Below are 20,877 nucleotides of genomic sequence, written 5' to 3'. Positions count from 1 at the left end.
GGCATCGTCAGCGTTGCTGAGAGCTTCGTCTTTGGCCAGGCTCGACTCCACTTGGCGCTTGCTCTGAGCGTGACCTTCAACGACGGCGTCAGTGAGTTCGGTACCGGGTCCCGCAAGGGATATCGGGGCGAACCCGCAAATAATAGAAGCCGCCAAGAGTGCAGCGAGCCCAAAGTTCCTCATGTGATGACGACACTGTCGATAACCGTCCACCGCGACCCCTCCCACGACAAGTACACGATGGCCCTGTACTGAGAGGCCTTGACGACCCCGATCGATTTTCCGTCTTTCAGTCTCTTGTGCTCGGCGTTGTCGATCTGGAGACGAACCGCCTCGTCAGATTTCCCATCTGCAGTCGAGGACAGTTTCGCCTCGGTGACGGAAACCGGGTTAATACTCGCCACCGTGTTCTCAGCGTGCATCGCATCGAAGTTCTCGATCAGGGTCTGGCAGGGCACGCAATCGCCCGACACAAGCCCACGAAGTTCCTTCGTGTCCGTGGACGCCTGAGACCGTCCCAGAGCCTCCCAATAGTTCTGGGCGTACGCGACAGCACCGTCGTCAGTGTGTTCCTTGGCGGCCGCAGGCAACTCGGGGGCATCCCCCTTCGCGCTGGCGGACGTCGACGACCCGGACCCGGACGACGAACTCGAGCTGCTGCTCTCGGACCCTGAGCTGCTGCTCGAGGAGGACGACGGGTCCAAGGGCGTGGCAGTGGTGGTGCTGGACCCGTCCCCGTCAGGGTCGTCTCCCCCGCATGCAGACAGGGCCCCAACGGCCAAGGTCATGGCGGCCAGCAGGGCAGCAGGTCGTCGAACAGCTCTCACGTGATCCTCCCTCGAGCCCGTCACCGGGCCCTCTCTCGGTCCACCACAGTAGAGAAATTGGCGAGGTTCGCACGTCGAGTTGTCCACAGGCGGGGCTTCGAGGCTTCGGCCGCGGGCGGCCTCGCACCTCAGCCACCGGGTGCGCCGCGGGCGGCCTCGCACCTCAGCCACCGGGTGCGCCGCGGGTGGCCTCGCACCTCAGCCACCGGGTGCGCCGCGGGCGGCCTCGCACCTCAGCCACCGCGGACGCGCTGTGGGTGGGGCCGTCTAGATTGACGCCGTGACGACGACCCAGCGCCTGCATGCCCGCCTGATCAAGCGCGACCCGGACGCCGAGGCGCAGCTGCCCGACGACGTGCAGCGCAACGTGCCGGGCAACACCCTTCGGCTCGTCGGGGCCAATGCCCTGCAGTCTTCCGGCGACCAGATGGTCAACGCGTCGACGGTCCTGCCGTGGCTCTTCCACGCCATCGGCGTGCCGGCCGCGCTCACCGGCGCCCTCGTGCCGATCCGCGAGTCCGGTTCGATGCTCCCCCAGGCGTTCCTCACCCCCTTCGTCATCAAGGTCCGCCAGCGCAAGCTCGTCACGCTCGTCGGCGCCCTCGTCCAGGCCGTGTCCGTCGCCGTCATGGCCGTCACCGCCGCGATCGGCAGCGGACTCGCCGCGGGCCTGACGATCATCTTCGCGCTCGCGGTGTTCTCCCTCGGACGGTGCCTGACGTCCATCGCTTCCAAGGACGTTCAGGCCAGGACGGTGCCGAAGGGAGAGCGCGGCCAGATCAACGGCCTCGCCACGACCGCCTCCGGTCTCGTCGCCATCACCCTCGGCCTCGCCGTCCGCGCCCTCGGCGAAGGCCTCGACGCCCAGACGCTGGCCGCGATCCTCGGCATCGGCTCGGTGCTGTGGGTCCTCGTGGCGGTCGTGTGGTGGAGCGTGCACGAGCCGGTGGACGAAGTCCCGCAGAGCGACCTCGGCGAGGGTGAGGAGGAGCAGGACAACTGGTTCGCGCAGACGCTCACCTTGCTGCGCGAGGACGCGACCTTCCGCTCCTTCGTCACGGTCCGCAGCTTCCTGCTCGTCTCCTCGCTCAGCCCGCCCTTCATCGTCACTCTCGCGGTGCAGGCGGGCGCGCCGGCGCTGACCGGCCTCGGCGGCTTCATCATCGCCTCGGGCCTGGCGGCGCTCCTCGGCGGACGGATCTTCGGGCGCATGGCCGACCGCTCGAGCAAGCGCCTGATGACGACCGGCGCCGCCCTGGCGTCCCTCGTGCTCCTCGTGCTCGTGCTGCTCGACACGTCCCTCGACCTCGACGGCGACAGCCTCGTGACCTATGCGATCTTCGTCGCCGCCTACTTCCTCGTGACGATGCTGCACACCGGCGTGCGCGTCGGGCGCAAGACCTATGTCGTCGACATGGCCGAAGGTGACCAGCGCACGACCTATGTCGCCGTCTCCAACTCAGCGATGGGCATCGTCCTGCTACTCGTCGGCGCGATCAGCTCGGCCATCGCCGGCTTCGGCGTCATCTGGGCGCTGCTCTTCCTCGCGGGTCTCGGCGTCCTGGGCGTCGTCTCCTCACGCCGCCTGCCCGAGGTCGAAGGCCTCGCGTGACCGCGCCCAGCGGCGTGCGCCTGGCCTCCCCGCAGGGGCGCCTGCTGCTGGTGATGACGATCCTCGGGTCCGGCATGGCGGGCATCGACGGGACGATCGTCAACGTCGCCCTGCCGCAGATCGGGCGCTCCTTCGACGCCCCCTTCGCCACCCTGCAGTGGGTCGTCACCGGCTATGCGCTCACCCTGGCCGCCTTCATCCTCCTCGGCGGCGTGCTCGGTGACCGGCTCGGGCGGATGCGCGTCTTCGTCCTCGGCACGGCGTGGTTCACCCTCGCCTCGCTCGCCTGCGGGCTGGCCCCGACAACGGGCACGTTCGTCGCGGCCCGCGCCCTGCAGGGCGTCGGCGGCGCGCTGCTCACCCGGCGAGCCTCGCGCTGCTCCAGTCGGCCGTGGTCCGCGAGGACCGTGCCCGGGCGATCGGCCTGTGGGCGGGGCTGGGTGGTGTCGCGATGGCGATCGGCCCCTTCCTCGGCGGGTGGCTCGTCGACGTCGCCTCTTGGCACTGGGTCTTCCTCATCAACCTGCCGATCGCGACCGTCACGCTGGCCATCGCCGCACGGCTGCCGGGGCCCGCTCCGGCGGACCGGTCGCAGCAGGCCCCGCTCGACGTCATCGGCGCGGGGCTGGGTGTCGTCGCGCTCGCCGGCACGACCTATGCCCTCACCGCTGCAGGCGAAGGGGGACTTCCCCCCTTCGCCGTCGTGGCCGCGGTGGTCGGGGTCGTCGCCGCGGTCACCTTCGTCGTCCACGAGCGCCGCACGGCGGCACCGATGCTGCCGCTCGGGATCTTCCGGTCGCGCACCTTCACGACCGTCACCGTCGTGACCTTCCTCGTGTACGGCGGCATGGGCGTGGTCTTCCTGCTCCTCGTCGTGCAGCTGCAGGTCGTCGCCGGCTGGTCGCCGCTCGCGTCGGGCATCGCCGCGCTGCCCACGACCCTGCTCATGATGGTCGGCTCGAGCCGCGCGGGCGCCCTCGGCGAGCGCATCGGGCCGCGCCTGCCGATGAGCGTCGGGCCGATCATCATGGCCGTCGGGATCGTCCTGCTGCTGCGCACCGGCCCGACCACCGACTACGTGCTCGACGTGCTGCCGGGGGTCGTCGTCTTCGGCCTCGGCCTGACCCTGATGGTCGCGCCGCTCACGGCCACGGCCCTGTCGAGCGCGCCCGACGAGCACGCCGGCCTCGCCTCCGGCATCAACAACGCCGTCGCCCGCGCCGGCGGCCTGCTCGGCGTCGCCGCAGTGCCACCTCTGGCCGGGCTCACCGGTCGCGTCGTCGAGGACCCGGCCGCCTTCGACGCCGGATTTCGCACCGCCATGATCGCCTGTTCCGTGGTCATCGCCGGCGGCGGGTTGCTCGCCGGAGCCGCCCTGCGGGGCCGTACCGTGGAGCGGTGACTGGTAATACGCGCGACATCGAGGCCGGCGTCCACCGCGACTTCCGGGAGGAGATGTCCTACGGGTCCTACCTGGCCCTCGACACCCTGCTCGACGCGCAACGACCGATGAGCGAGCACCACGACGAGATGCTCTTCATCGTCCAGCACCAGACCTCCGAGCTCTGGCTCAAGCTCGTGCTCCACGAGACCCGCTCGGCGATGGCGCTCCTCGCCGAGGACGAGATGCGCATGGCACTCAAGCGGATCGCCCGGGTCAAGCACATCCAGCGCACCCTCACCGACCAGTGGTCCGTGCTCGCGACCCTCACGCCGACGGAGTACCAGGAGTTCCGGCCCTTCCTCGGGCACGCGTCGGGCTTCCAGTCCTGGCAGTATCGCGCGGTCGAGTTCGCCCTCGGCAACAAGCACGCCGGCATGCTCCCGGTCCATGCCAGCGACCCCGAGGCGCACGCCGTGCTCAGCGAGCTGCTCGAGGCGCCGAGCCTCTACGACGAGTTCCTGCGATACCTCTCCCGCCGCGGCTACGCGATCCCGCAGCGCGTGCTGGAGCGCGACGTCACCACCGCCCACGTGCTCGACCCCGAGCTGACGCGAGTGCTCACCGACATCTACCGCGACGCCGAGCAGCATTGGGACGTCTACGAGGCCTGCGAGGAGCTCGTCGACCTCGAGGACAACTTCCAGCTGTGGCGCTTCCGCCACCTCAAGACCGTGCAGCGCACCATCGGGATGAAGACGGGCACCGGCGGCTCCTCCGGCGTCGGGTTCCTCCAGCGGGCGCTCGACCTGACCTTCTTCCCCGAGCTCTTCGCCGTGCGGACGGAGATCGGGGCATGAGCGGGGCGACGGCGGGCACCGGTGCGGGAGCAGCGGGCAGCGGTGCGGGAGCAGCGGGCAGCGGTTCGGGAGCAGCGCAGCTGCGCGCCCGGGCCGCGCAGCTCGACGCAGCGGACCCCCTGGGCCACACACGGGACCTCTACCTGCCCTCCCCTGGGCTCGTCGCCTATCTCGACGGCAACTCGCTGGGCCGCCCCCTTCGCGCCACCGCGGAGCGGATCGCCGACCTCGTCGCCGGGGCCTGGGGCACGCGGCTCATCCGGTCGTGGGACGAGCAGTGGATGGAGCTGCCGCTGCGGCTCGGTGACCGGATCGGCGAGGTGTGCCTCGGCGCGGCGCCCGGCCAGACCGTCGTCGGCGACTCGACGACCGTCATGCTCTACAAGCTGTTGCGCGCGGCGGTCACCGCGGCAGGTCCGGAGCGGCCGGAGATCGTCCTCGACACCGAGAACTTCCCCACCGATCGCTATGTGGCAGAAGGCATCGCGGCCGAGACCGGCGCCGAGCTGGTCTGGCTCGAGCCGGACCCGGCGACAGGTGCGACGCCCGACCTCGTCGCCGCAGCGCTGACCGAGCGGACCGGTGTCGTCCTGCTCTCCCACGTCGCCTACAAGTCCGCGTGGATCGCCGACCTGCCCGAGATCACCCGGCTCGCCCACGACGCCGGCGCGCTGGTGCTGTGGGACCTGTGCCACTCCGTCGGCGTCGTGCCCAGCGACCTCGACGCGCACGGCGTCGACCTCGCGGTGGGATGCACCTACAAGTTCCTCGGCGGCGGGCCCGGCGCGCCGGCCTTCGGATATGTCGCGGCGCGTCACCAAGCGCGGCTGCGCCAGCCGATCCAGGGCTGGATGGGGCACGCCGATCCCTTCGTCATGGGGCCCGGCTACGAGCCGGGCGCCGGCATGCGCGGGTTCATCTCCGGCACGCCGCCGGTGCTCGGCATGATCGGCATCGAGGACACCCTCGACCTCATCGAGTCCGTGGGGCTCAATGCGGTGCGGGACAAGGCTGCTCGGCTCGGGCGCTTCGTCATCGAGTCGGTCGACGACGTGCTCGGCGACCACGGTGTGCGCGTCGTCTCCCCGCTCGACGACGCGTCGCGGGGTGGGCACGTGACGCTGGCGCACCCGCGCTTCCGGGAGGTCTACCGGGTGCTCTGGGACCGTGACGTCGTGCCGGACTTCCGCGAGCCCGACGGGATCCGCCTCGGGTTGTCGCCACTCAGCACGAGCTATGGCGAGGTGGCCGAGGCGCTCGTCATGGTCGACGAGGTGCTGCGCTCCGCCTGATCGCGTCGACGACGGCCGGCCAGTGCGGCGAGGTCGGGTCGATGAGGTCGAAGTGGTCGGCACCAGCGAGCACGGTGCGCTCCCATGCCTGCGACTGGTGAAGGGGGACGCTCGCGTCCGCGTCCCCGTGGAGGACCGTGATGCCTTGTGCCGCAACGCCATCGGCCGCACGCGCGGCTCGGTCCTCCCGCAGGCGAAGGGAGTCGAGGCGGGCGTAGACCTCCGGCGCATCCGCCGGGGTGGCGCCGACCCAATCGCGGATGGCGTCGGTGCCGAGGCGCTCGTCGACGGCTGCGCCGAGGTCGGCGACGGGCGCCAGGGCGACGACGGGGGTGCCTGGCAGCGTCTGGGTGAGCCCGCGCCACAGCACGAGGGTTCCGCCAGCGCTGTGCCCGACCCAGGCGGCGGTGTCGTGACTGTCGGCCCGCAGCCGGGCGTCGAGGGCGGTGAGGTCCGCGGTCGTCGCCTCGGGGTCGCCGGGGACGCGTCGGTACTCGGCCAGGGCCACCCGCCAGCCGGCCGCCGCGAGCGCTCGGGCCATGGGACGCGCGTGGGTGCGGTCGACGGCCGGGCGGAAGTACCCACCGTGCACGACGACGAGCGTGCGGGGTGGTTCGGGTTGGGCGGGGGCGGGGCCCGGGCTGGTGGGGCGCGGCGGCTCGTGGAGCTCGACCACCTGGTCCGGTTGGTCGCCGTAGGCGATCAGGGTCGCCACCTCGGCGCGGTGGGGCGTGCCCCCTTCGCCCTGGAGACGGGCCAGGGTCCGGTCCTCGGTCTCGCTACCCACGAAGCCACTCTCCCACCTGGCTCGGAATCGTCGGCGCGGGGCTGTCGGTGGCCCTCCCTAGTGTGTTCACCAAGGGCAAGGCGACGATCCGGACGAGACGACCAAGGGGGTTGACCTATCGAACACATGTTCGATAGATTCTTCTCATGGGGCAAGCATCGGGGCTTGAGACGCGACTGGCGGAGTACATGACCGCCATCGACCTCGCGAACCTGCGCCGCCCCGCCGACCTCCCCCATCCGCCTCTGGCCACTCTCGTGCGGCAGGCGCATGGGCGGGTCGACGAGATGATGCGAGCGATCGGCGAACGGCCCGACGACCTCACCGATCTGCGTGGACACATCGCCGAGGTCGAGCGGCTCTCTCGTCGAGTCGATGCGGTCAAGCTGCGGCTGACCGCCCGAGCCGCGACCACCGGGGCGACCGGCTCGACCGGCCACACCGACACCGGGTCGTGGTTGGCCGGGGCGACGGGGAGCGACCGCAACAGGTCGGCCAGTGACGCGATGCTGGCCGAGGCCATGGGTGAGCTCCCGTCCAGCCACGACAACCCGGGCGCAGGCACCGAGACGCAGGAGACCGAGGGCGACCCGCCGGAGACCCAGCGCGATGCATCGGATGACCAGGACGACGCGTCGGCCGCTACGGGCGACGGGGAGTCCAGGCCGCGCCTGACCCTGACGGGGGCCGCTCTTGATGCCGGCGAGATCAGCGCCGACCACGCCAAGGTCATCCTCCGCGGGCTCGACGACCTGCCGGAGGGCGTGACCGCCGACCAGCGGCGCGAGTGCGAGGCCGAGCTGCTGCGACTGGCGGCGAACCGCTCCCCCAGCCAGCTGCGACGCGCCGCCCGGCGAGTGCTCGCGACCTACGAGCCCGACGAGGCCGTCGTCGACCAGCACGAGGACGACCTCGTGGCCCGCGAGGAGGAGGCGGCCCGGGAGCGCTCTGCCTTCTGGGTCAAGGACAACCGCGACGGCACCATGACCGGGCAGTTCACCGTGCCCTGGGTCTCCGGGATGATGCTCAAGAAGGTCATCGACGCCATGACCGCGCCCCGCCGCCGTGCCACGGACGGCCACGACGCAGGGGTGCAGGGCACTGGAGCAGGCGCGGGTCCTGCGGCAGGCACAAGCGCTGGGCTGGGCGCCGCCCCTGGCGCAGCGTCGGGCGAGTTCGCCGGGACCCGAGGGGATGCGGGGCGGCTCTCCGCCACCGACCGCAGCCTCGACTGGCAGCACCGCCGCGGCCTGGCCTTCGCCGACCTGCTGATGCGCATCCCGACCGACCACCTGCACTCCAAGGTGTCGGCGACGATGCTCATCACCACCCGGGTCGACGACCTGCTCGGCGGTCTCGTCGACGAGGGTCTCGTCCCCGCCGGCACCCGAGTCGGCTCGACCGACGTCCACGACGTCATCAGCGCCGGCACAGCACGGCGCCTCGCCTGCGGCGCGGGCCTGCTGCCGACAGTCCTCGACGGCGAGTCCGTCCCGCTCGACCTCGGTCGGCAACGCCGACTCTTCACCGACAACCAGCGGATGGCGCTGGCCACCCGTTACGACGAGTGCGCCGCCGAAGGGTGCGACCGACCGTTCGCCTGGACCGAGGTCCATCACCTCAGACCGTGGGAGGCGGGCGGGTTCACCGACCTCGACAACGCCGCCCCGCTGTGCGGCAACCACCACCACATGATCGACAGCGCCCTGTGGCGACATGTCGTCACCCAGCTCGGCAACGGCACGGTGTCGCTCGCCTTCCACCGGCGCACGTAGGAGTGCTGGCTTCGCGCCGCGGATCGGCTCACCCGGGCACGACCTCGTCACCCACGCGGATCTCCCCTTCGCCCATCGGGACCAGACGGGTGCCGAACCACGTCTTGCCGTCCCACTTCCGGTGCTGCGACAGGGAGCGGATCGGCTCCTTGCCCGTCGCGAGGGTCTCGGGATCGATGGTCGTCATGACGCAGCGGTCGCACACCTCGGCGGTCCGGAACTCGACGTCGCCGATGCGGACCGTCGGCCAGTCGTCCTCCACGAAGGGCGTCTCCCCGTCGATGACGACATTGGGCCGGAAGCGCACGACACTCAGCGCGCCGGGCCCAGCCGCTGCTGGCGCCCCGTCGTCGGCGCCGTCCCCATCCGCAGCCTCGTCGACCCACTCCTGCAACCGCGCCAAGGACGACTCGGAGACGAGGAGCAGCGGACCGGCGTCGGCCAGGGAGAGCGTGTCGCCCTCCACGCCGCCGTGGGCTCCCGACACGCGACGCACCGTCGGGTCCTCCTGCCACACCAGGCGCAGCGGGCGGCCGACGCGGTCGCTGATCCATTCGCTGACGTCCTGGTCGGCGGGTACGGCGAAACCCTGCCGCGAGTGGCTCACGGGCACAGGCGGAAGCCCGAGCGGGATGTCGACGAGGATGGACTCGTCGCCGTCGTGGATCCGGATCGTCTCATCGTCAACCTGCTGGACCCGCAGCCGCAGGAGGGTGTGCTCCTCCCGGGCTGTGACCTTCTCACCCGCCGGGTCGACCAGCCCCCACCGGCGATCGCCCGCGACACCCCACGGCTCGACGTGCGCCGACTCGACCTCCGTGCCGCCGAGGGACTTGACCGGGTAGAGCCGCAGCTGGGTGACGCGCATGCTCTCGATCGTAGGTGAGCACCAGGCACCGCTCGGCGACCGACCACGAGGTCAGCCCCGACGCGCGCGGATGGTCTGCTGCTCCGACAGCAGGGCGTAGAGCTCGGCGGGCGACGCCGCGATCGTCGGCGAGAGGGTGTGCGAGCCGCCCTCCGTCAGCCGCAGCGTCACCGCCGGACGGGATCCCACCGCGTCACGCTCGACGGCAGCGATCTCGTCCCACGCGAGCCAGGTGGCGCGGCGGTCGCGCAGCCACACCCCGTCCTGCGCACTGACCTTCAGCTCGATCGTGGGCTTGACCAACCGCCACACGGCCACGGTGATCCCCACGGCGCCGAAGAAGACGAGCAGCGCGACGCCGAGCATCCGCAGCAGCCCGTCACCACCGCCGACGAGGCACAGCCCGATGACCGTGAATCCCAGGCAGAACAGCAGGACGAAGACCATGCCCGTGCGCACGCTCCGGAAGTCCAGCTCGTCGCCGCGGGCCAGTCGGGAGGCGTGGTCGGTGCTCATGGGGGACATCGTCCCCTACGAGGTGCGGCCGCGTGTCAGGCCCCGATCGGCACGTCGTCCGTGCTGATCTCCTCCGCCCCGGGCGTGCCCTCCGGCAGGTGGGTGTCGCCCGCGCGCTTGAGCGCGAACCAGCCGCCGAAGAAGGCCGCGAACATGCCCCCGTCGGCGTCCCTGACCTCGATCTGTGCGCAGTGGCCCGACTGGACGCGGAAGGCGACGGCTCCCGACGTCGTCAGGCCGTCCTTGAGGTAGAGCACGTGCTTCCCGGACGGGATGTCGTACTGCACCGACGACGTGCTCCCGTCGAGGACCCCGAGCTCGACGCCGCCGAGCATGACCCGCTTGCCCGCGAGGTGCTCGGGTCCGATCGTGCCGGTGCTGATCTCGACTGCTGCGCCCATGGGGTTACCTCCTGGTGTCGGTGGGACCCGGTCGGGCAACCAGGCCCTCTGCCCCCATGATGCTCCGGCCACCTGTGAGATGTCTGCACCATGACACCTGTCATTGCGCACTCGTGACATCAGGGGATGGTGGCCGGTACCCGCTGCCCGGGAGTGTTGAGCCATGACCACGACGACGAGCCCGACGACGGGCGCCGCCACCTCCACCGCCGAGGGTGTGCGCCTCGAGGGTGTGACGAAGCACTTCAGATCCGGCGGCGAGACGGTCCGCGCCGTCGCCGGCGTCGACCTGACGATCGCCCCCGGGGAGGTCGTCGCGGTGCTCGGCCCCAACGGCGCGGGCAAGACGACGACCCTCGACATGGTGCTCGGCCTCACCGAGCCGACCTCGGGCACCATCACCTCCTTCGGCGCGGCGCCACGTCGGGCCGTGCACGAAGGGAGGGTCTCCGCGGTCCTGCAGACCGGGGGCCTGCTGCGTGACCTCACGGCCCGGGAGGTGGTGCGCTACGTCGCCTCGACCTTCCCGCGGCACGAGCCCGTCGAAGCGGTCATCGAGCGCGCGGGGCTGCCGGACAAGGCCAACCGCCTCGTCTCGAAGCTCTCGGGCGGCGAGCAGCAGAGGCTGCGCTTCGCCCTGGCGCTGCTCCCCGACCCCGACCTGCTCATCCTCGACGAGCCGACCGCGGGCATGGACGTCGGGGCGCGAGCGGAGTTCTGGCGCACGATGCACGAGGACGCGAGCAACGGGCGCACGGTGCTCTTCGCGACCCACTACCTCGAGGAGGCCGACCGCTTCGCCGACCGCATCGTGATGATGGCCGGCGGCCGGGTCGTCGCCGACGGCACGACCGAGCAGATCCGGGCCCGCGCGAGCGGCCGCACGGTGAGCGCCGACGTCCGCAGGGGGGACGTCGGCGCCGCCGCGGAGCGACTTCGGGAGCTCCCGGGGACGAGCTCGGTCACCGTCACCGGCGAGCGCGTCACCGCCATCGGCGAGGACTCCGACGCTCTTGCCCGGCTGCTGCTCACCGACCTCGGCGGCAGCAACCTCGAGGTCACGACGGCCTCGCTCGACGCGGCCTTCCTGGCCATCACCGGCAGCCCGACGGAGGAGAACTGATGAACCCCACACTCATCGGCCTGGAGCTCAAGCGGATCGCCCGCGACTACGTCGGCCTGTTCTTCATCGCCGTGCTTCCGGCCTTCATGTACGTCGTCTTCGGCGCATCGCAGGACTTCGCGAAGGAGGACATCGGCCGCGGCAACGTCGCGCTCTACATCATGATCTCGATGGCCGTCTACGGAGCCGTCACGGCGACCGTCTCGGTCGGTGGTTCGTCCGCGGTCGAGCGCATGCAGGGTTGGGGTCGACAGCTGGGGCTCACCCCCCTTCGCGACGGCTGGTACGTCGCCGCGAAGGCGGTCGTCGCCATGGTCATCGCGTGCATCCCCATCGGTCTGATCTACGCCATCGGCGTGGCGAGCGGGGCGAAGGGGGACACCTGGGTGTGGTTCGCGACGGCCGGGATCACCCTCTTCGCCGCCTGCCTCTTCGCGCTCTACGGGCTGGTCTTCGGGCTCGCCTTCAAGTCCGAGTCCGCGGTCGGGGCGGCGAGCGGGTCGCTCGTGATCTTCGCCTTCCTCGGCAACATCTTCATCCCGCTCTCTGGCGTCATGCTGACGATCGCGAAGTTCACCCCGCTCTACGGCATCGTCTCGCTGGCGCGCTACCCGCTCACCGAGGGCTACTCGGTCGACACCGACGGCGCCCTCCACCACGAGGCGCTGTGGGTCCCGCTGACTAACGTGGGCGTGTGGACACTGATCCTCGCGCTGCTGACGGTCTACCTCGTGCGACGGGGTCGGGACCGGCAGTGACGCCCACCGACGACGTCGACCACCTCGCGGAGGAGTTGTCCGCGCAGGTGGTCGACCCATGGGCTCGGCACGGGTGGCTGCTCGCCGCGGTGTGGCTCGTCTTCCTGCTCTTCCCCGCCAACGAGGTCGCCCAGCAGACGACCGACCGTCCGGTCGTGCGGTTGCTCGGGTGGGGGCTGATCATCGCCTTCGCCCTCGTCTACGTCCTCGCCTTCATCCAGAGCCAGATGGGGGTGCACGGCTGCTGGACCACCCGCCGGCGGGTGTGGGCCTTCGGCGGCTTCGCCGGCATGGTGGCGGCGATGGCGACCCTGTGGCCGATCATCGGGCTCGAGATCTTCGGGATGAGCGCCTTCCTCGCGAGCCTGGCGGCCTTCGGCTGGCCCCGGGGCTGGTCCGTGGGAGGGGTCGTCGGCGTCGGCGCCGGCACCGCGCTGGTCATCGCGGTCACCGACGACCTGAGCAACCTGTGGCCGCTGCTCTTCATCCCCATGCTCATCGGCGGCTTCGGCCTGCTGCTGCGCCGGTTGATGGAGGGCGACGAGCGGCGCGAAGAGCTCCAACGCACACTGGCCGTCGCCTCCGAACGGGACAGGGTGGCGCGCGACGTCCACGACGTCCTCGGCCACTCGCTGACCGTCGTCTCGCTCAAGGCCGACCTCGCCGAGCGCCTCGTCGACCGCGACCCGGAGCGCGCCAAGGCGGAGATCGCCGCCATCCGCTCCCTCACCCGGCAGTCCCTCGCCGAGATCCGCGCGACGGTGTCCGGGCTGCGGGTCACCCGGCTGTCCGACGAGCGGGATGCCGCCATCGCGGCGCTGGGCGACGCCGGCATCGAGGTGTCGATGCCCGACGACATCGACGTCGTCGACCCGGCGCACCGGATCACCTTCGCCTGGGTCCTGCGCGAGGCGACGACCAATGTGCTGCGCCACAGCGGCGCCCAGCACGCCGACGTCTCGTGGGGGCCGACCTGGCTCGAGGTGACCGACGACGGTCGCGGCCTGCGCGGGCGGCGCGAGGGTCATGGACTCACCGGCCTGCGGGAGCGGCTCGCCCGGGTCGGTGGGACCCTCGACGTCAGCGAGGGCAATCCCGGACCCCGGGGGCCGGGCACGAGACTGAGGGTGGACCTGCCGTGATCACGCTGCTGCTGGCCGACGACCAGGCCCTCGTGCGGGGCGCCATGGCCGCGCTGCTCGGCCTCGAGGAGGACCTCGAGGTCGTCGCGGAGGTCGGCTCGGGCGACGAGGTGCTGGCGGCTGCCCGCCGGACCCGCCCCGACGTCGCCGTCCTCGACGTGGAGATGCCCGGTCTCGACGGCATCTCCGCCGCAGCGCAGCTGACGAGCGAGCTGCCCGGCACACGGGTGCTCATCGTCACGACCTTCGGCCGGCCGGGCTACCTGCGGCGGGCCCTCGAGGCCGGCGCCAGCGGCTTCGTCGTCAAGGACACCCCGTCCGACGAGCTGGCCGAGGCCGTGCGCACGGTGGCGAAGGGAGGTCGCGTCGTCGACCCCTCCCTCGCCACCGAGGTCGTCGTCGGCGGGCCCAACCCGCTCACCGACCGCGAGCGCGAGGTGCTCGCCGTCGCCCTCGACGGACGCTCGGCCGCGGACATCGCCGCCCGGGTGCACCTCTCCCCCGGCACCGTGCGCAACCACCTGTCCTCCGCCATCGGCAAGACGGGCACGAGCAACCGGGTCGAGGCCGCCCGGCGCGCCCAGGACCTCGGCTGGCTCTGAGCCGGCGCCGACCCACGCGATCTACCCGTGGGTCACAATGGGCCGGGGGCTCCCCCTTCGCCAGGAGCACCGTCAGCCGTCCGCACCAGCCGTCCACACCCGCCAGGAGCACCGCATGCGACGAACCGGCGCCGCCGCGGCCCTCGCCGCGCTCGCCGTGGGCGCCGGCCTGCTCGCGGCGTGCAGCGACGACGCGCCGTCGCAGGCGTGCGAGGCCGTGGGAGCGGAGCTCGACTGGGCGACGCCGAGTCGCGACGACGACGAGCGCTTCGAGCTCACCGGGCCCGGGTGGATCGCCGGCGACTCGACCTACTCCGTCCGGCTGCCCGACGAGCGGACGCTCTGGCTCTTCAGTGACTCCTTCATCGGCCAGGTGACGTCCAGCGGCCACCCGCAGCCCGGGATGGCGATGGTGCACAACGCGCTCGTCACCGAGGACGAGAGCGGCCGGCTGAGCACCCGCACGGCGGAGGGCCCGGAGTCCTTCTTCCCCGACCCCGACGACGAGTCGTACTACTGGGTCCAGGACGCGGCCGTCGAGGGCGACGAGCTCGTCGTCTTTCTCTCCCGCACGCGGCAGGTGGGCAAGGACGGCTTCGAGTGGAGCCACAACGCCACGGCGCGGGTCTCGCTGCCCGACCTCGAGGTCACCGAGATCGACGACCCCGGCCCGAGCACCGACCACGTCGCGTGGGGTGCAGGCGTGCTGACGACGAGCACGACCAGCTACGTCTACGGCATCGAGGACCTCGGCGACACCAAGCACCTGCACCTGGCGCGCGTGCCCGCCGGCAACCTCACCGACCGCAGCCAGTGGGAGTACCGCACGGACAGCGGCTGGACGAGCGACCCCACGCGCAGCACGCGCCTCACCGACGGTGTGGCCAACGAGCTGAGCGTCAGCCGCTTCCGCGACGGCTACGTGATGATCTCGTCGGACACCTCGCAGCCCTTCAGCCCGAAGATCAACGCTTGGACCGCCTGCACGCCCGAGGGGCCCTGGCAGGACCGGCAGACGATCTACGAAACGCCGGAGTCGGGGGTGGGGCGGCACTTCACGTACAACGCGCACGGCCACCCGGAGATCTCCGACGACGGCGAGCTGCTCATCTCGTACAACGTCAACACCTTCGACTTCGACGAGCTGACGCGTGACCCGACGCTCTACCGGCCGAAGTTCATCACCCTCGACCTGGAGTGACCTGCCCCGCCCCGATCTGGTCGAGGAGCCAGGCCCACTCCCACGCCGTCTGCTCCCAGGCGTCGTAGCGCCCGGAGCGCCCACCGTGGCCGGCGCTCATCTCGGTGCGCAGCAGGACCGGACGGTCGGCGTCGTGCCGCGTCACCTCGCGCAGCCGCGCCACCCATTTCGCCGGCTCGGTGAAGTAGACCCGCGTGTCGTGCAGCGAGGTGGTCGCGAGGATCGCCGGGTAGGCGACGGGCGCGATGTTCTCGTAGGGGCTGTACCCGCGCATGTAGGCGTAGACCTGCGGGTCCTCGAGGGGGTTGCCCCACTCCTCCCACTCCCCCACGGTGAGCGGCAGGTCGGGACGCAGGATCGTCGTCAGCGCGTCGACGAAGGGCACCGCGGCGAGCACGGCCGCAAAGCGGTCCGGGGCGAGGTTGGTCGCGGCGCCGACGAGGAGACCGCCGGCGGACCCCCCTTCGATCGCGAGCCGGTCCCGCGCCACCCAGCCGCGCTCGTGCAGGTGCTCGGCCGCCGCGACGAAGTCGGTGAAGGTGTTGCCCTTGGCGAGCATCTTCCCGTCGTCGTACCAGTGCCGACCGAGCTCGCCGCCGCCGCGCACGTGGGCGACCGCGTAGACGACCCCACGGTCGAGCAGCGAGAGGCGGGCGATGGAGAAGTACGGGTCGAGGCTGATCTCGTAGCTGCCGTAGCCGTAGAGCAGGCCGGGGTTGCTGCCGTCGGGCCGGACCCCGCGCCGCATGACGAGCGAGATGGGCACCTGCGTGCCGTCGGGCGCCGTGGCCCAGGTGCGCTGCTGCTCGTAGTCGGCCGGGTCCACACCGACGACCGACTGACGCTTGAGCACGGTCTGCGCGCCGGTGGCGACGACGACGTCGAGGACGGAACGCGGGCTGACCCACGACTCGTGGACGACGCGGATCCGGTCGGTGTCGGGGTCGGCGACCGGGCCCAGCGCCACGCTGGCGAGCTCGGCGTCGAGCCCCACGGATCGCGCCGGGCCGTAGTCCGAGGCGACGAAGGGGGTCGACCGCGCCACCCGGGGCAGCACCCGCAGGGTCGGCAGGCCGTCGGCGCGCAGGCTGAGAACGGCGAAGTCGTCGAAGGCGTCGACGCCGACGAAGCGCTCCCCCTCGGCCCGGTCGAGGAGCGGCTGCCACTGCTCGTGGCTCGTCGCGTCGATCGGGGCCCACGCGAGGTCGCCCTCGGGCTGGCGCTCGTTGTGCACGACGAGCAGGTGGTCGCCGGCCGGCTCGACGTCGTACTCGACGCCCTCGCGGCGCGGCGCGACGCAGCGCATCGGGGCGGTCGGGTCGTCGGCGTCGATGAGGTGGACCTCGGAAGTCGTCTTGCTGCCGAGCCCGAGCACGATCCAGCGCTCGTCGCGGCTGGTGCCCAGCCCCATCCAGAAGCGCTCGTCCTCCTCGCGGTGGACGAGGACGTCGGCGTCGCGGGGCGCGCCGACCTCGTGGCGCCACACCTCGTGCGGACGCCAGGCGTCGTCGACGGCCACGTGGAAGAGGTGCTGTCCGTCGCGGGAGAAGGCCAGCCCGTAGCCGGCGCCGGTCACGCTCTCGTCGAGGACCTCGCGGGTGGCGATGTCCATGACCGTCACGTCGAAGCGCTCGTCGCCGGTGACGTCGACGGCGTAGGCCATGCGCGAGTGGTCGGCGCTGACCTCGAAGCCCCCGAGGGAGAAGAACTCGTGGCCCTGTGCGAGCTCGTTGCCGTCGAGGAGGACGACCTCGCCCGGCAACGGCTGCGAGGGGTCGAGCTCGGGCACGGCGGTGCGGTCGGTGAGCGGCGCCCGGCACTGGATGGCGTACTGGCTGCCCTCGACCGTGCGCGAGTAGTACCACCAGTCGCCGGAGGCGACGGGCACGCTGAGGTCGGTCTCGAGGGTGCGGTGCTTGATCTCGTCGAAGATCGCCTGCCGAAGGGGGGCCAGGTGCGCCGTCGTGCCCTCGGCGTAGGCGTTCTCCGCCTCGAGGTGGGCGATGACCTGCGGGTCCTCGCCGTCGCGTAGCCACTCGTAGGGGTCGGCGACGTCGTCGCCGTGGTGGCGACGGGTCCACGGCTTCTGCGCGGCGACCGGCGGCGTCATGCCCTCGCTCATGCGCTCACCGCCCGGGCTCCGAGGATCACCTTGAGGTCGCCGATGAGCGCCTCGGTCGGTTCGACCCGGTAGGCCGCGTCGACGGACATCGTCACCGAGCGGCCGGGCTGGACGAGCTTGATCTGCACGTCGGTGCTGCCCGGGTGCTGCGAGAGCACCTGCTTGACCTCCTCGATGCGCCCGGTCGTCGCCCGGGCGTAGTCGAGGGTGAGCACGACGGGGCCGCGCGGGCCGTCGGTCAGCTCGGGGATCTGCAGGTCCTCGGCATAGATCGAGACGGTGTCGTCACGGGCGTTCACCCGGCCGCGCACGACGGCGACGATGTCCTGGGTGAGCATCGTCTGCACCGTCAGGTAGGTCTTGGGGAAGAAGAGGCACTCGATCGCACCCTCGAGGTCCTCGATGGTCGCGATCGCCCAGAGGTCACCCTTCTTCGTTCGCTTGACGCTCAGGCCCGTCACGAGGCCGGCGATCGTCACCGTGCTGTTCTCCTTCACCCCGGAGTCGGCCTGGGTGAGGGTCGCGATCGAGGTGTCGGCGGCTCGCTGGAGGACGTGCTCGACGCCGAAGAGCGGATGGTCGGAGACGTAGAGACCGAGCATCTCGCGCTCGTTGCTCAGCTTCGCCCGCTTGTCCCACTCCACCTGCGGGATCGGCCGCAGGCCCATCCCCTCGATGCCGGAGCCGGACGTGTCCTCCTCGTCGTCACCGCCGCCGAACATGTCCCACAGAGAGTCCTGGCCGACCGCCTCCTGGCGCTTGACCCCGACGAAGGCGTCGACGTACTCCTCGTGGACCATGACCAGGCCCTGGCGCGGGTGGCCGAGGTCGTCGAAGGCGCCGGCCATGATGAGCGACTCGATGGTCCGCTTGTTGCACACGACCGCCGGGCACTTGGCGAGGAAGTCGTCGAAGGAGGTGAAGGCGCCCTTCTCCTCGCGGGTGGTGATGATCGCCTCGACGACATTGCGGCCGACGTTGCGGATGGCGTGCAGGCCGAAGCGGATGTCGGCGTCGACGGCGGCGAAGGGCCCGACGGACTCGTTGACCGACGGCGGCAGCACCTTGATGCCCATGCGACGGCACTCGTTGAGGTAGAGCGCCGACTTGTCCTTGTCGTCGCCGACCGAGGTGAGCAGGGCCGCCATGTACTCGGCCGGGTAGTTGGCCTTGAGGTAGGCGGTCCAGTAGGAGACGAGGCCGTAGGCGGCGGTGTGCGCCTTGTTGAAGGCGTAGTCGGAGAAGGGGACGAGAACGCCCCACAGCGCGGCGATCGACTCCTCGTTGTAGCCATTGGCCTTCATGCCCTCGGAGAAGGGGATGTACTCGGCGTCGAGCACCTCCTTCTTCTTCTTGCCCATGGCACGGCGCAGCAGGTCGGCGTTGCCGAGCGTGTAGCCCGCCAGCTTCTGCGCGATCTCCATGACCTGCTCCTGGTAGATGCACAGGCCGTAGGTCGTGCCGAGGATCGGGCCGAGGGCCTCCTCCATCTGCGGCTGGAGCTTGCCCTTGAGCTGCGGGTCGAGCGGCACGACCTCCTGGCGGCCGTTCTTGCGCAGGGCGAAGTTGGTGTGGGCGTTGACACCCATCGGGCCGGGTCGGTAGAGCGCGAGGGCGGCGGAGATGTCCTCGAAGTTGTCCGGCTGCATCAGCCGCAGCAGCGTGCGCATGCCGCCACCGTCGAGCTGGAAGACCCCGAGCGTGTCGCCGCGCGAGAGCAGGCGGTAGGTCGCCTTGTCGGTCATGTCCTTCGAGAGGGCGTCGAGGTCGATCTCCTCGTCGCGGTTGCTCTTGATGTTGATCAGGGCGTCGTCGAGGATCGTCAGGTTGCGCAGGCCGAGGAAGTCCATCTTGACCAGCCCGAGCGTCTCGCACGTCGGGTAGTCGAACTGCGTGAGGACCTGGCCGTCCTGCAGCCGGCGCATGATCGGGATGACGTCGATGAGCGGCTCGCTGCTCATGATGACGCCAGCGGCGTGCACGCCCCACTGGCGCTTGAGGCCCTCGAGGCCCTTGGCCAGGTCGACGACCTCGCCGAGGTGCTTCTCCGACTCGACGAGCTCGCGGAACTCCTGCCCCTCGCCGAAGCGGTCGTGCTCCTTGTCCCACATCTTCGCCAGCGGCACGCCCTTGCCCATGACGTCGGCCGGCATCGCCTTGGTCAGCTGCTCGCCGACGTTGAAGGGGTGACCCATGACGCGGGCGGAGTCCTTGACCGCCTGCTTCGCCTTGATCGTGCCGTAGGTGGCGATCATCGCCACCCGCTCGTCGCCGTACTTGTCGGAGACATAACGGATGACCTCGGAGCGCCGGCGCTCGTCGAAGTCGACGTCGAAGTCGGGCATCGACTTGCGCTCCGGGTTGAGGAAGCGCTCGAAGATCAGGCCGTGCGGGATCGGGTCGAGGTCGGTGATGCCCATCGCGTAGGCGCACATCGAGCCGGCACCGGAGCCACGGCCCGGGCCGACGCGGATGCCGTTGTCCTTGGCCCAGTTGATGAAGTCGGCGACGACGAGGAAGTAACCCGGGTAGCCCTTGCCGACGATGACGTCGATCTCGTAGTCCGCCTGGCGCTGCGCGTACTCGGGGATGCCGTCGGGGAAGCGGCGGTGCAGACCGGTCTGCACCTCCTTGATGAACCACGAGGTCTCGTCCTCCCCCGGCGGGCACTCGAAGCGCGGCATGTACCGCCCTTCGCCCTCCGTGAAGGAGACCTCGCACATGTCGGCGACGAGCAGGGTGTTGTCGCAGGCCTCGGGCAGCTCGCGCCACAGCTGGCGCATCTCCGCCGGGGACTTGAGGTAGTAGCCCTCGCCGTCGAACTTGAAGCGGTCGGGGTCGTGCAGCTTGGACCCGGAGTTGATGCACAGGAGCGCGTCCTGCGCGATGTAGTCCTCCTGCTTGACGTAGTGGAGGTCGTTGGTCGCCAGGAGCGGCAGCTGCAGGTCCTTGGCCAGCCGCATGAGGTCGTCGCGGACCCGGCGCTCGATCTGGTTGCCGTGGTCCATGAGCTCGAGGAAGTAGTGCTCGCGACCGAAGATGTCGCGGAACTCCGACGCGGCCTCGACCGCCTTGTCGTACTGCCCCAGGCGCAGCCGGGTCTGGATCTCGCCGGAGGGGCAGCCGGTCGTCGCGACGAGCCCCTCGCCGTACTGCGAGAGCAGCTCGCGGTCCAGCCGCGGCCACTTGGCGAAGACCGAGTCCAAGGACGCGCGCGACCCCATGGTGAAGAGGTTGTGCATGCCGGTGTTGTTGCGCGCCAACAGCGTCATGTGGGTGTAGGCACCACCACCGGAGACGTCGTCGCCGGGGCGGGTGCGCTCGTCGCCCCACTTCACGCGGTTCTTGTCGGTGCGGTGGGTCCCCGGCGCCACGTAGGCCTCGAGCCCGATGATCGGCTTGACGTCGTAGGACTGCGCCGTCTTCCAGAACTCGTGGGCGCCGAAGAGGTAGCCGTGGTCGGTCATCGCGATCGCCGGCATGCCCATCTCCTGGGCGGTGGAGAACATGTCCTTGATGCGCGCAGCACCGTCGAGCATCGAGTACTCGGTGTGGTTGTGCAGGTGGACGAAGTTCTCGGAACGCGGCAGCTCGGACATCGGTGTGAGTC

At 70.8% G+C, this 20,877-nt stretch carries 16 protein-coding genes and 1 pseudogene; 10 read left to right on the top strand and 7 right to left on the bottom strand.

What is annotated here, in order from left to right:
* Positions 1 to 179: 179 nt before the first annotated feature.
* Positions 180 to 590, bottom strand: a complete 411-nt coding sequence (locus ACQBJO_RS06575; RefSeq protein WP_421006720.1) for a DUF6318 family protein — start codon at positions 588 to 590, stop codon at positions 180 to 182.
* 517 nt (positions 591 to 1,107) lie between these two features.
* Here ACQBJO_RS06575 and ACQBJO_RS06570 point away from each other — a divergent pair.
* The 4 genes and pseudogenes from ACQBJO_RS06570 (at position 1,108) to ACQBJO_RS06555 (ending at position 5,972) form a co-directional block, all read left to right on the top strand.
* Positions 1,108 to 2,439: an MFS transporter gene (locus ACQBJO_RS06570; RefSeq protein WP_421006721.1), complete on the top strand. Its 1,332-nt coding sequence runs from the start codon at positions 1,108 to 1,110 to the stop codon at positions 2,437 to 2,439.
* A gap of 53 nt (positions 2,440 to 2,492) precedes the next feature.
* Positions 2,493 to 3,841: pseudogene (locus tag ACQBJO_RS06565) on the top strand (MFS transporter).
* A gap of 53 nt (positions 3,842 to 3,894) precedes the next feature.
* The gene (gene kynA / locus ACQBJO_RS06560) at positions 3,895 to 4,680 is read left to right on the top strand and encodes a tryptophan 2,3-dioxygenase (RefSeq protein ID WP_430407171.1); all 786 of its coding nucleotides are present in this window, start codon (positions 3,895 to 3,897) and stop codon (positions 4,678 to 4,680) included.
* Positions 4,677 to 5,972, top strand: a complete 1,296-nt coding sequence (locus tag ACQBJO_RS06555; protein ID WP_421006723.1) for a kynureninase — start codon at positions 4,677 to 4,679, stop codon at positions 5,970 to 5,972. Before kynA ends, ACQBJO_RS06555 begins: the two co-directional genes overlap by 4 nt.
* Here the strand turns inward: ACQBJO_RS06555 and ACQBJO_RS06550 are convergent.
* Complete coding sequence (locus tag ACQBJO_RS06550; protein WP_421006724.1) at positions 5,941 to 6,759, bottom strand: alpha/beta hydrolase family protein; 819 nt, start codon at positions 6,757 to 6,759, stop codon at positions 5,941 to 5,943. The genes ACQBJO_RS06555 and ACQBJO_RS06550 overlap by 32 nt on opposite strands.
* A 146-nt stretch (positions 6,760 to 6,905) precedes the next feature.
* Between ACQBJO_RS06550 and ACQBJO_RS06545 the strand changes: the two genes are divergently transcribed.
* Positions 6,906 to 8,534: an HNH endonuclease signature motif containing protein gene (locus tag ACQBJO_RS06545; RefSeq protein WP_421006725.1), complete on the top strand. Its 1,629-nt coding sequence runs from the start codon at positions 6,906 to 6,908 to the stop codon at positions 8,532 to 8,534.
* Positions 8,535 to 8,562: 28 nt separating this feature from the next.
* Here ACQBJO_RS06545 and ACQBJO_RS06540 read toward each other — a convergent pair whose 3' ends face one another.
* The 3 genes from ACQBJO_RS06540 to ACQBJO_RS06530 are packed head-to-tail and all read right to left on the bottom strand — an operon-like array spanning position 8,563 to position 10,319.
* Positions 8,563 to 9,402: an MOSC domain-containing protein gene (locus ACQBJO_RS06540; RefSeq protein WP_421006726.1), complete on the bottom strand. Its 840-nt coding sequence runs from the start codon at positions 9,400 to 9,402 to the stop codon at positions 8,563 to 8,565.
* A gap of 51 nt (positions 9,403 to 9,453) precedes the next feature.
* Positions 9,454 to 9,918, bottom strand: coding sequence for a hypothetical protein (locus ACQBJO_RS06535; protein ID WP_421006727.1), 465 nt, complete (start codon positions 9,916 to 9,918; stop codon positions 9,454 to 9,456).
* Between the two features lie 35 nt (positions 9,919 to 9,953).
* Positions 9,954 to 10,319, bottom strand: a complete 366-nt coding sequence (locus tag ACQBJO_RS06530) for a hypothetical protein (protein WP_421006728.1) — start codon at positions 10,317 to 10,319, stop codon at positions 9,954 to 9,956.
* Positions 10,320 to 10,482: 163 nt separating this feature from the next.
* Here ACQBJO_RS06530 and ACQBJO_RS06525 point away from each other — a divergent pair, with 163 nt between their 5' ends.
* From ACQBJO_RS06525 to ACQBJO_RS06505, 5 genes are all read left to right on the top strand, one after another.
* Positions 10,483 to 11,442: an ABC transporter ATP-binding protein gene (locus tag ACQBJO_RS06525; RefSeq protein ID WP_421006729.1), complete on the top strand. Its 960-nt coding sequence runs from the start codon at positions 10,483 to 10,485 to the stop codon at positions 11,440 to 11,442.
* Positions 11,442 to 12,200, top strand: a complete 759-nt coding sequence (locus ACQBJO_RS06520; protein WP_421006730.1) for an ABC transporter permease — start codon at positions 11,442 to 11,444, stop codon at positions 12,198 to 12,200. The genes ACQBJO_RS06525 and ACQBJO_RS06520 overlap by 1 nt, the downstream gene beginning before the upstream one ends.
* Positions 12,197 to 13,342, top strand: coding sequence for a sensor histidine kinase (locus tag ACQBJO_RS06515; protein WP_421006731.1), 1,146 nt, complete (start codon positions 12,197 to 12,199; stop codon positions 13,340 to 13,342). The genes ACQBJO_RS06520 and ACQBJO_RS06515 overlap by 4 nt, the downstream gene beginning before the upstream one ends.
* The gene (locus ACQBJO_RS06510; protein ID WP_084450630.1) at positions 13,339 to 13,944 is read left to right on the top strand and encodes a response regulator transcription factor; all 606 of its coding nucleotides are present in this window, start codon (positions 13,339 to 13,341) and stop codon (positions 13,942 to 13,944) included. Before ACQBJO_RS06515 ends, ACQBJO_RS06510 begins: the two co-directional genes overlap by 4 nt.
* A 115-nt stretch (positions 13,945 to 14,059) precedes the next feature.
* Positions 14,060 to 15,145, top strand: coding sequence for a DUF4185 domain-containing protein (locus ACQBJO_RS06505; RefSeq protein WP_255185937.1), 1,086 nt, complete (start codon positions 14,060 to 14,062; stop codon positions 15,143 to 15,145).
* Here ACQBJO_RS06505 and ACQBJO_RS06500 read toward each other — a convergent pair.
* Positions 15,126 to 17,267, bottom strand: coding sequence for a S9 family peptidase (locus tag ACQBJO_RS06500; RefSeq protein ID WP_421006732.1), 2,142 nt, complete (start codon positions 17,265 to 17,267; stop codon positions 15,126 to 15,128). The genes ACQBJO_RS06505 and ACQBJO_RS06500 overlap by 20 nt on opposite strands.
* Positions 17,264 to 20,866, bottom strand: coding sequence for a DNA polymerase III subunit alpha (gene dnaE, locus ACQBJO_RS06495; RefSeq protein WP_255185935.1), 3,603 nt, complete (start codon positions 20,864 to 20,866; stop codon positions 17,264 to 17,266). Before dnaE ends, ACQBJO_RS06500 begins: the two co-directional genes overlap by 4 nt.
* Positions 20,867 to 20,877 lie beyond the last annotated feature (11 nt).

This window comes from Janibacter zhangyanbonis (assembly GCF_050507325.1).
GTDB lineage: Bacteria > Actinomycetota > Actinomycetes > Actinomycetales > Dermatophilaceae > Janibacter.
The sequence above is the reverse complement of the archived record's forward strand: the minus strand, read 5'-3'. Positions and strand labels throughout refer to the sequence as shown.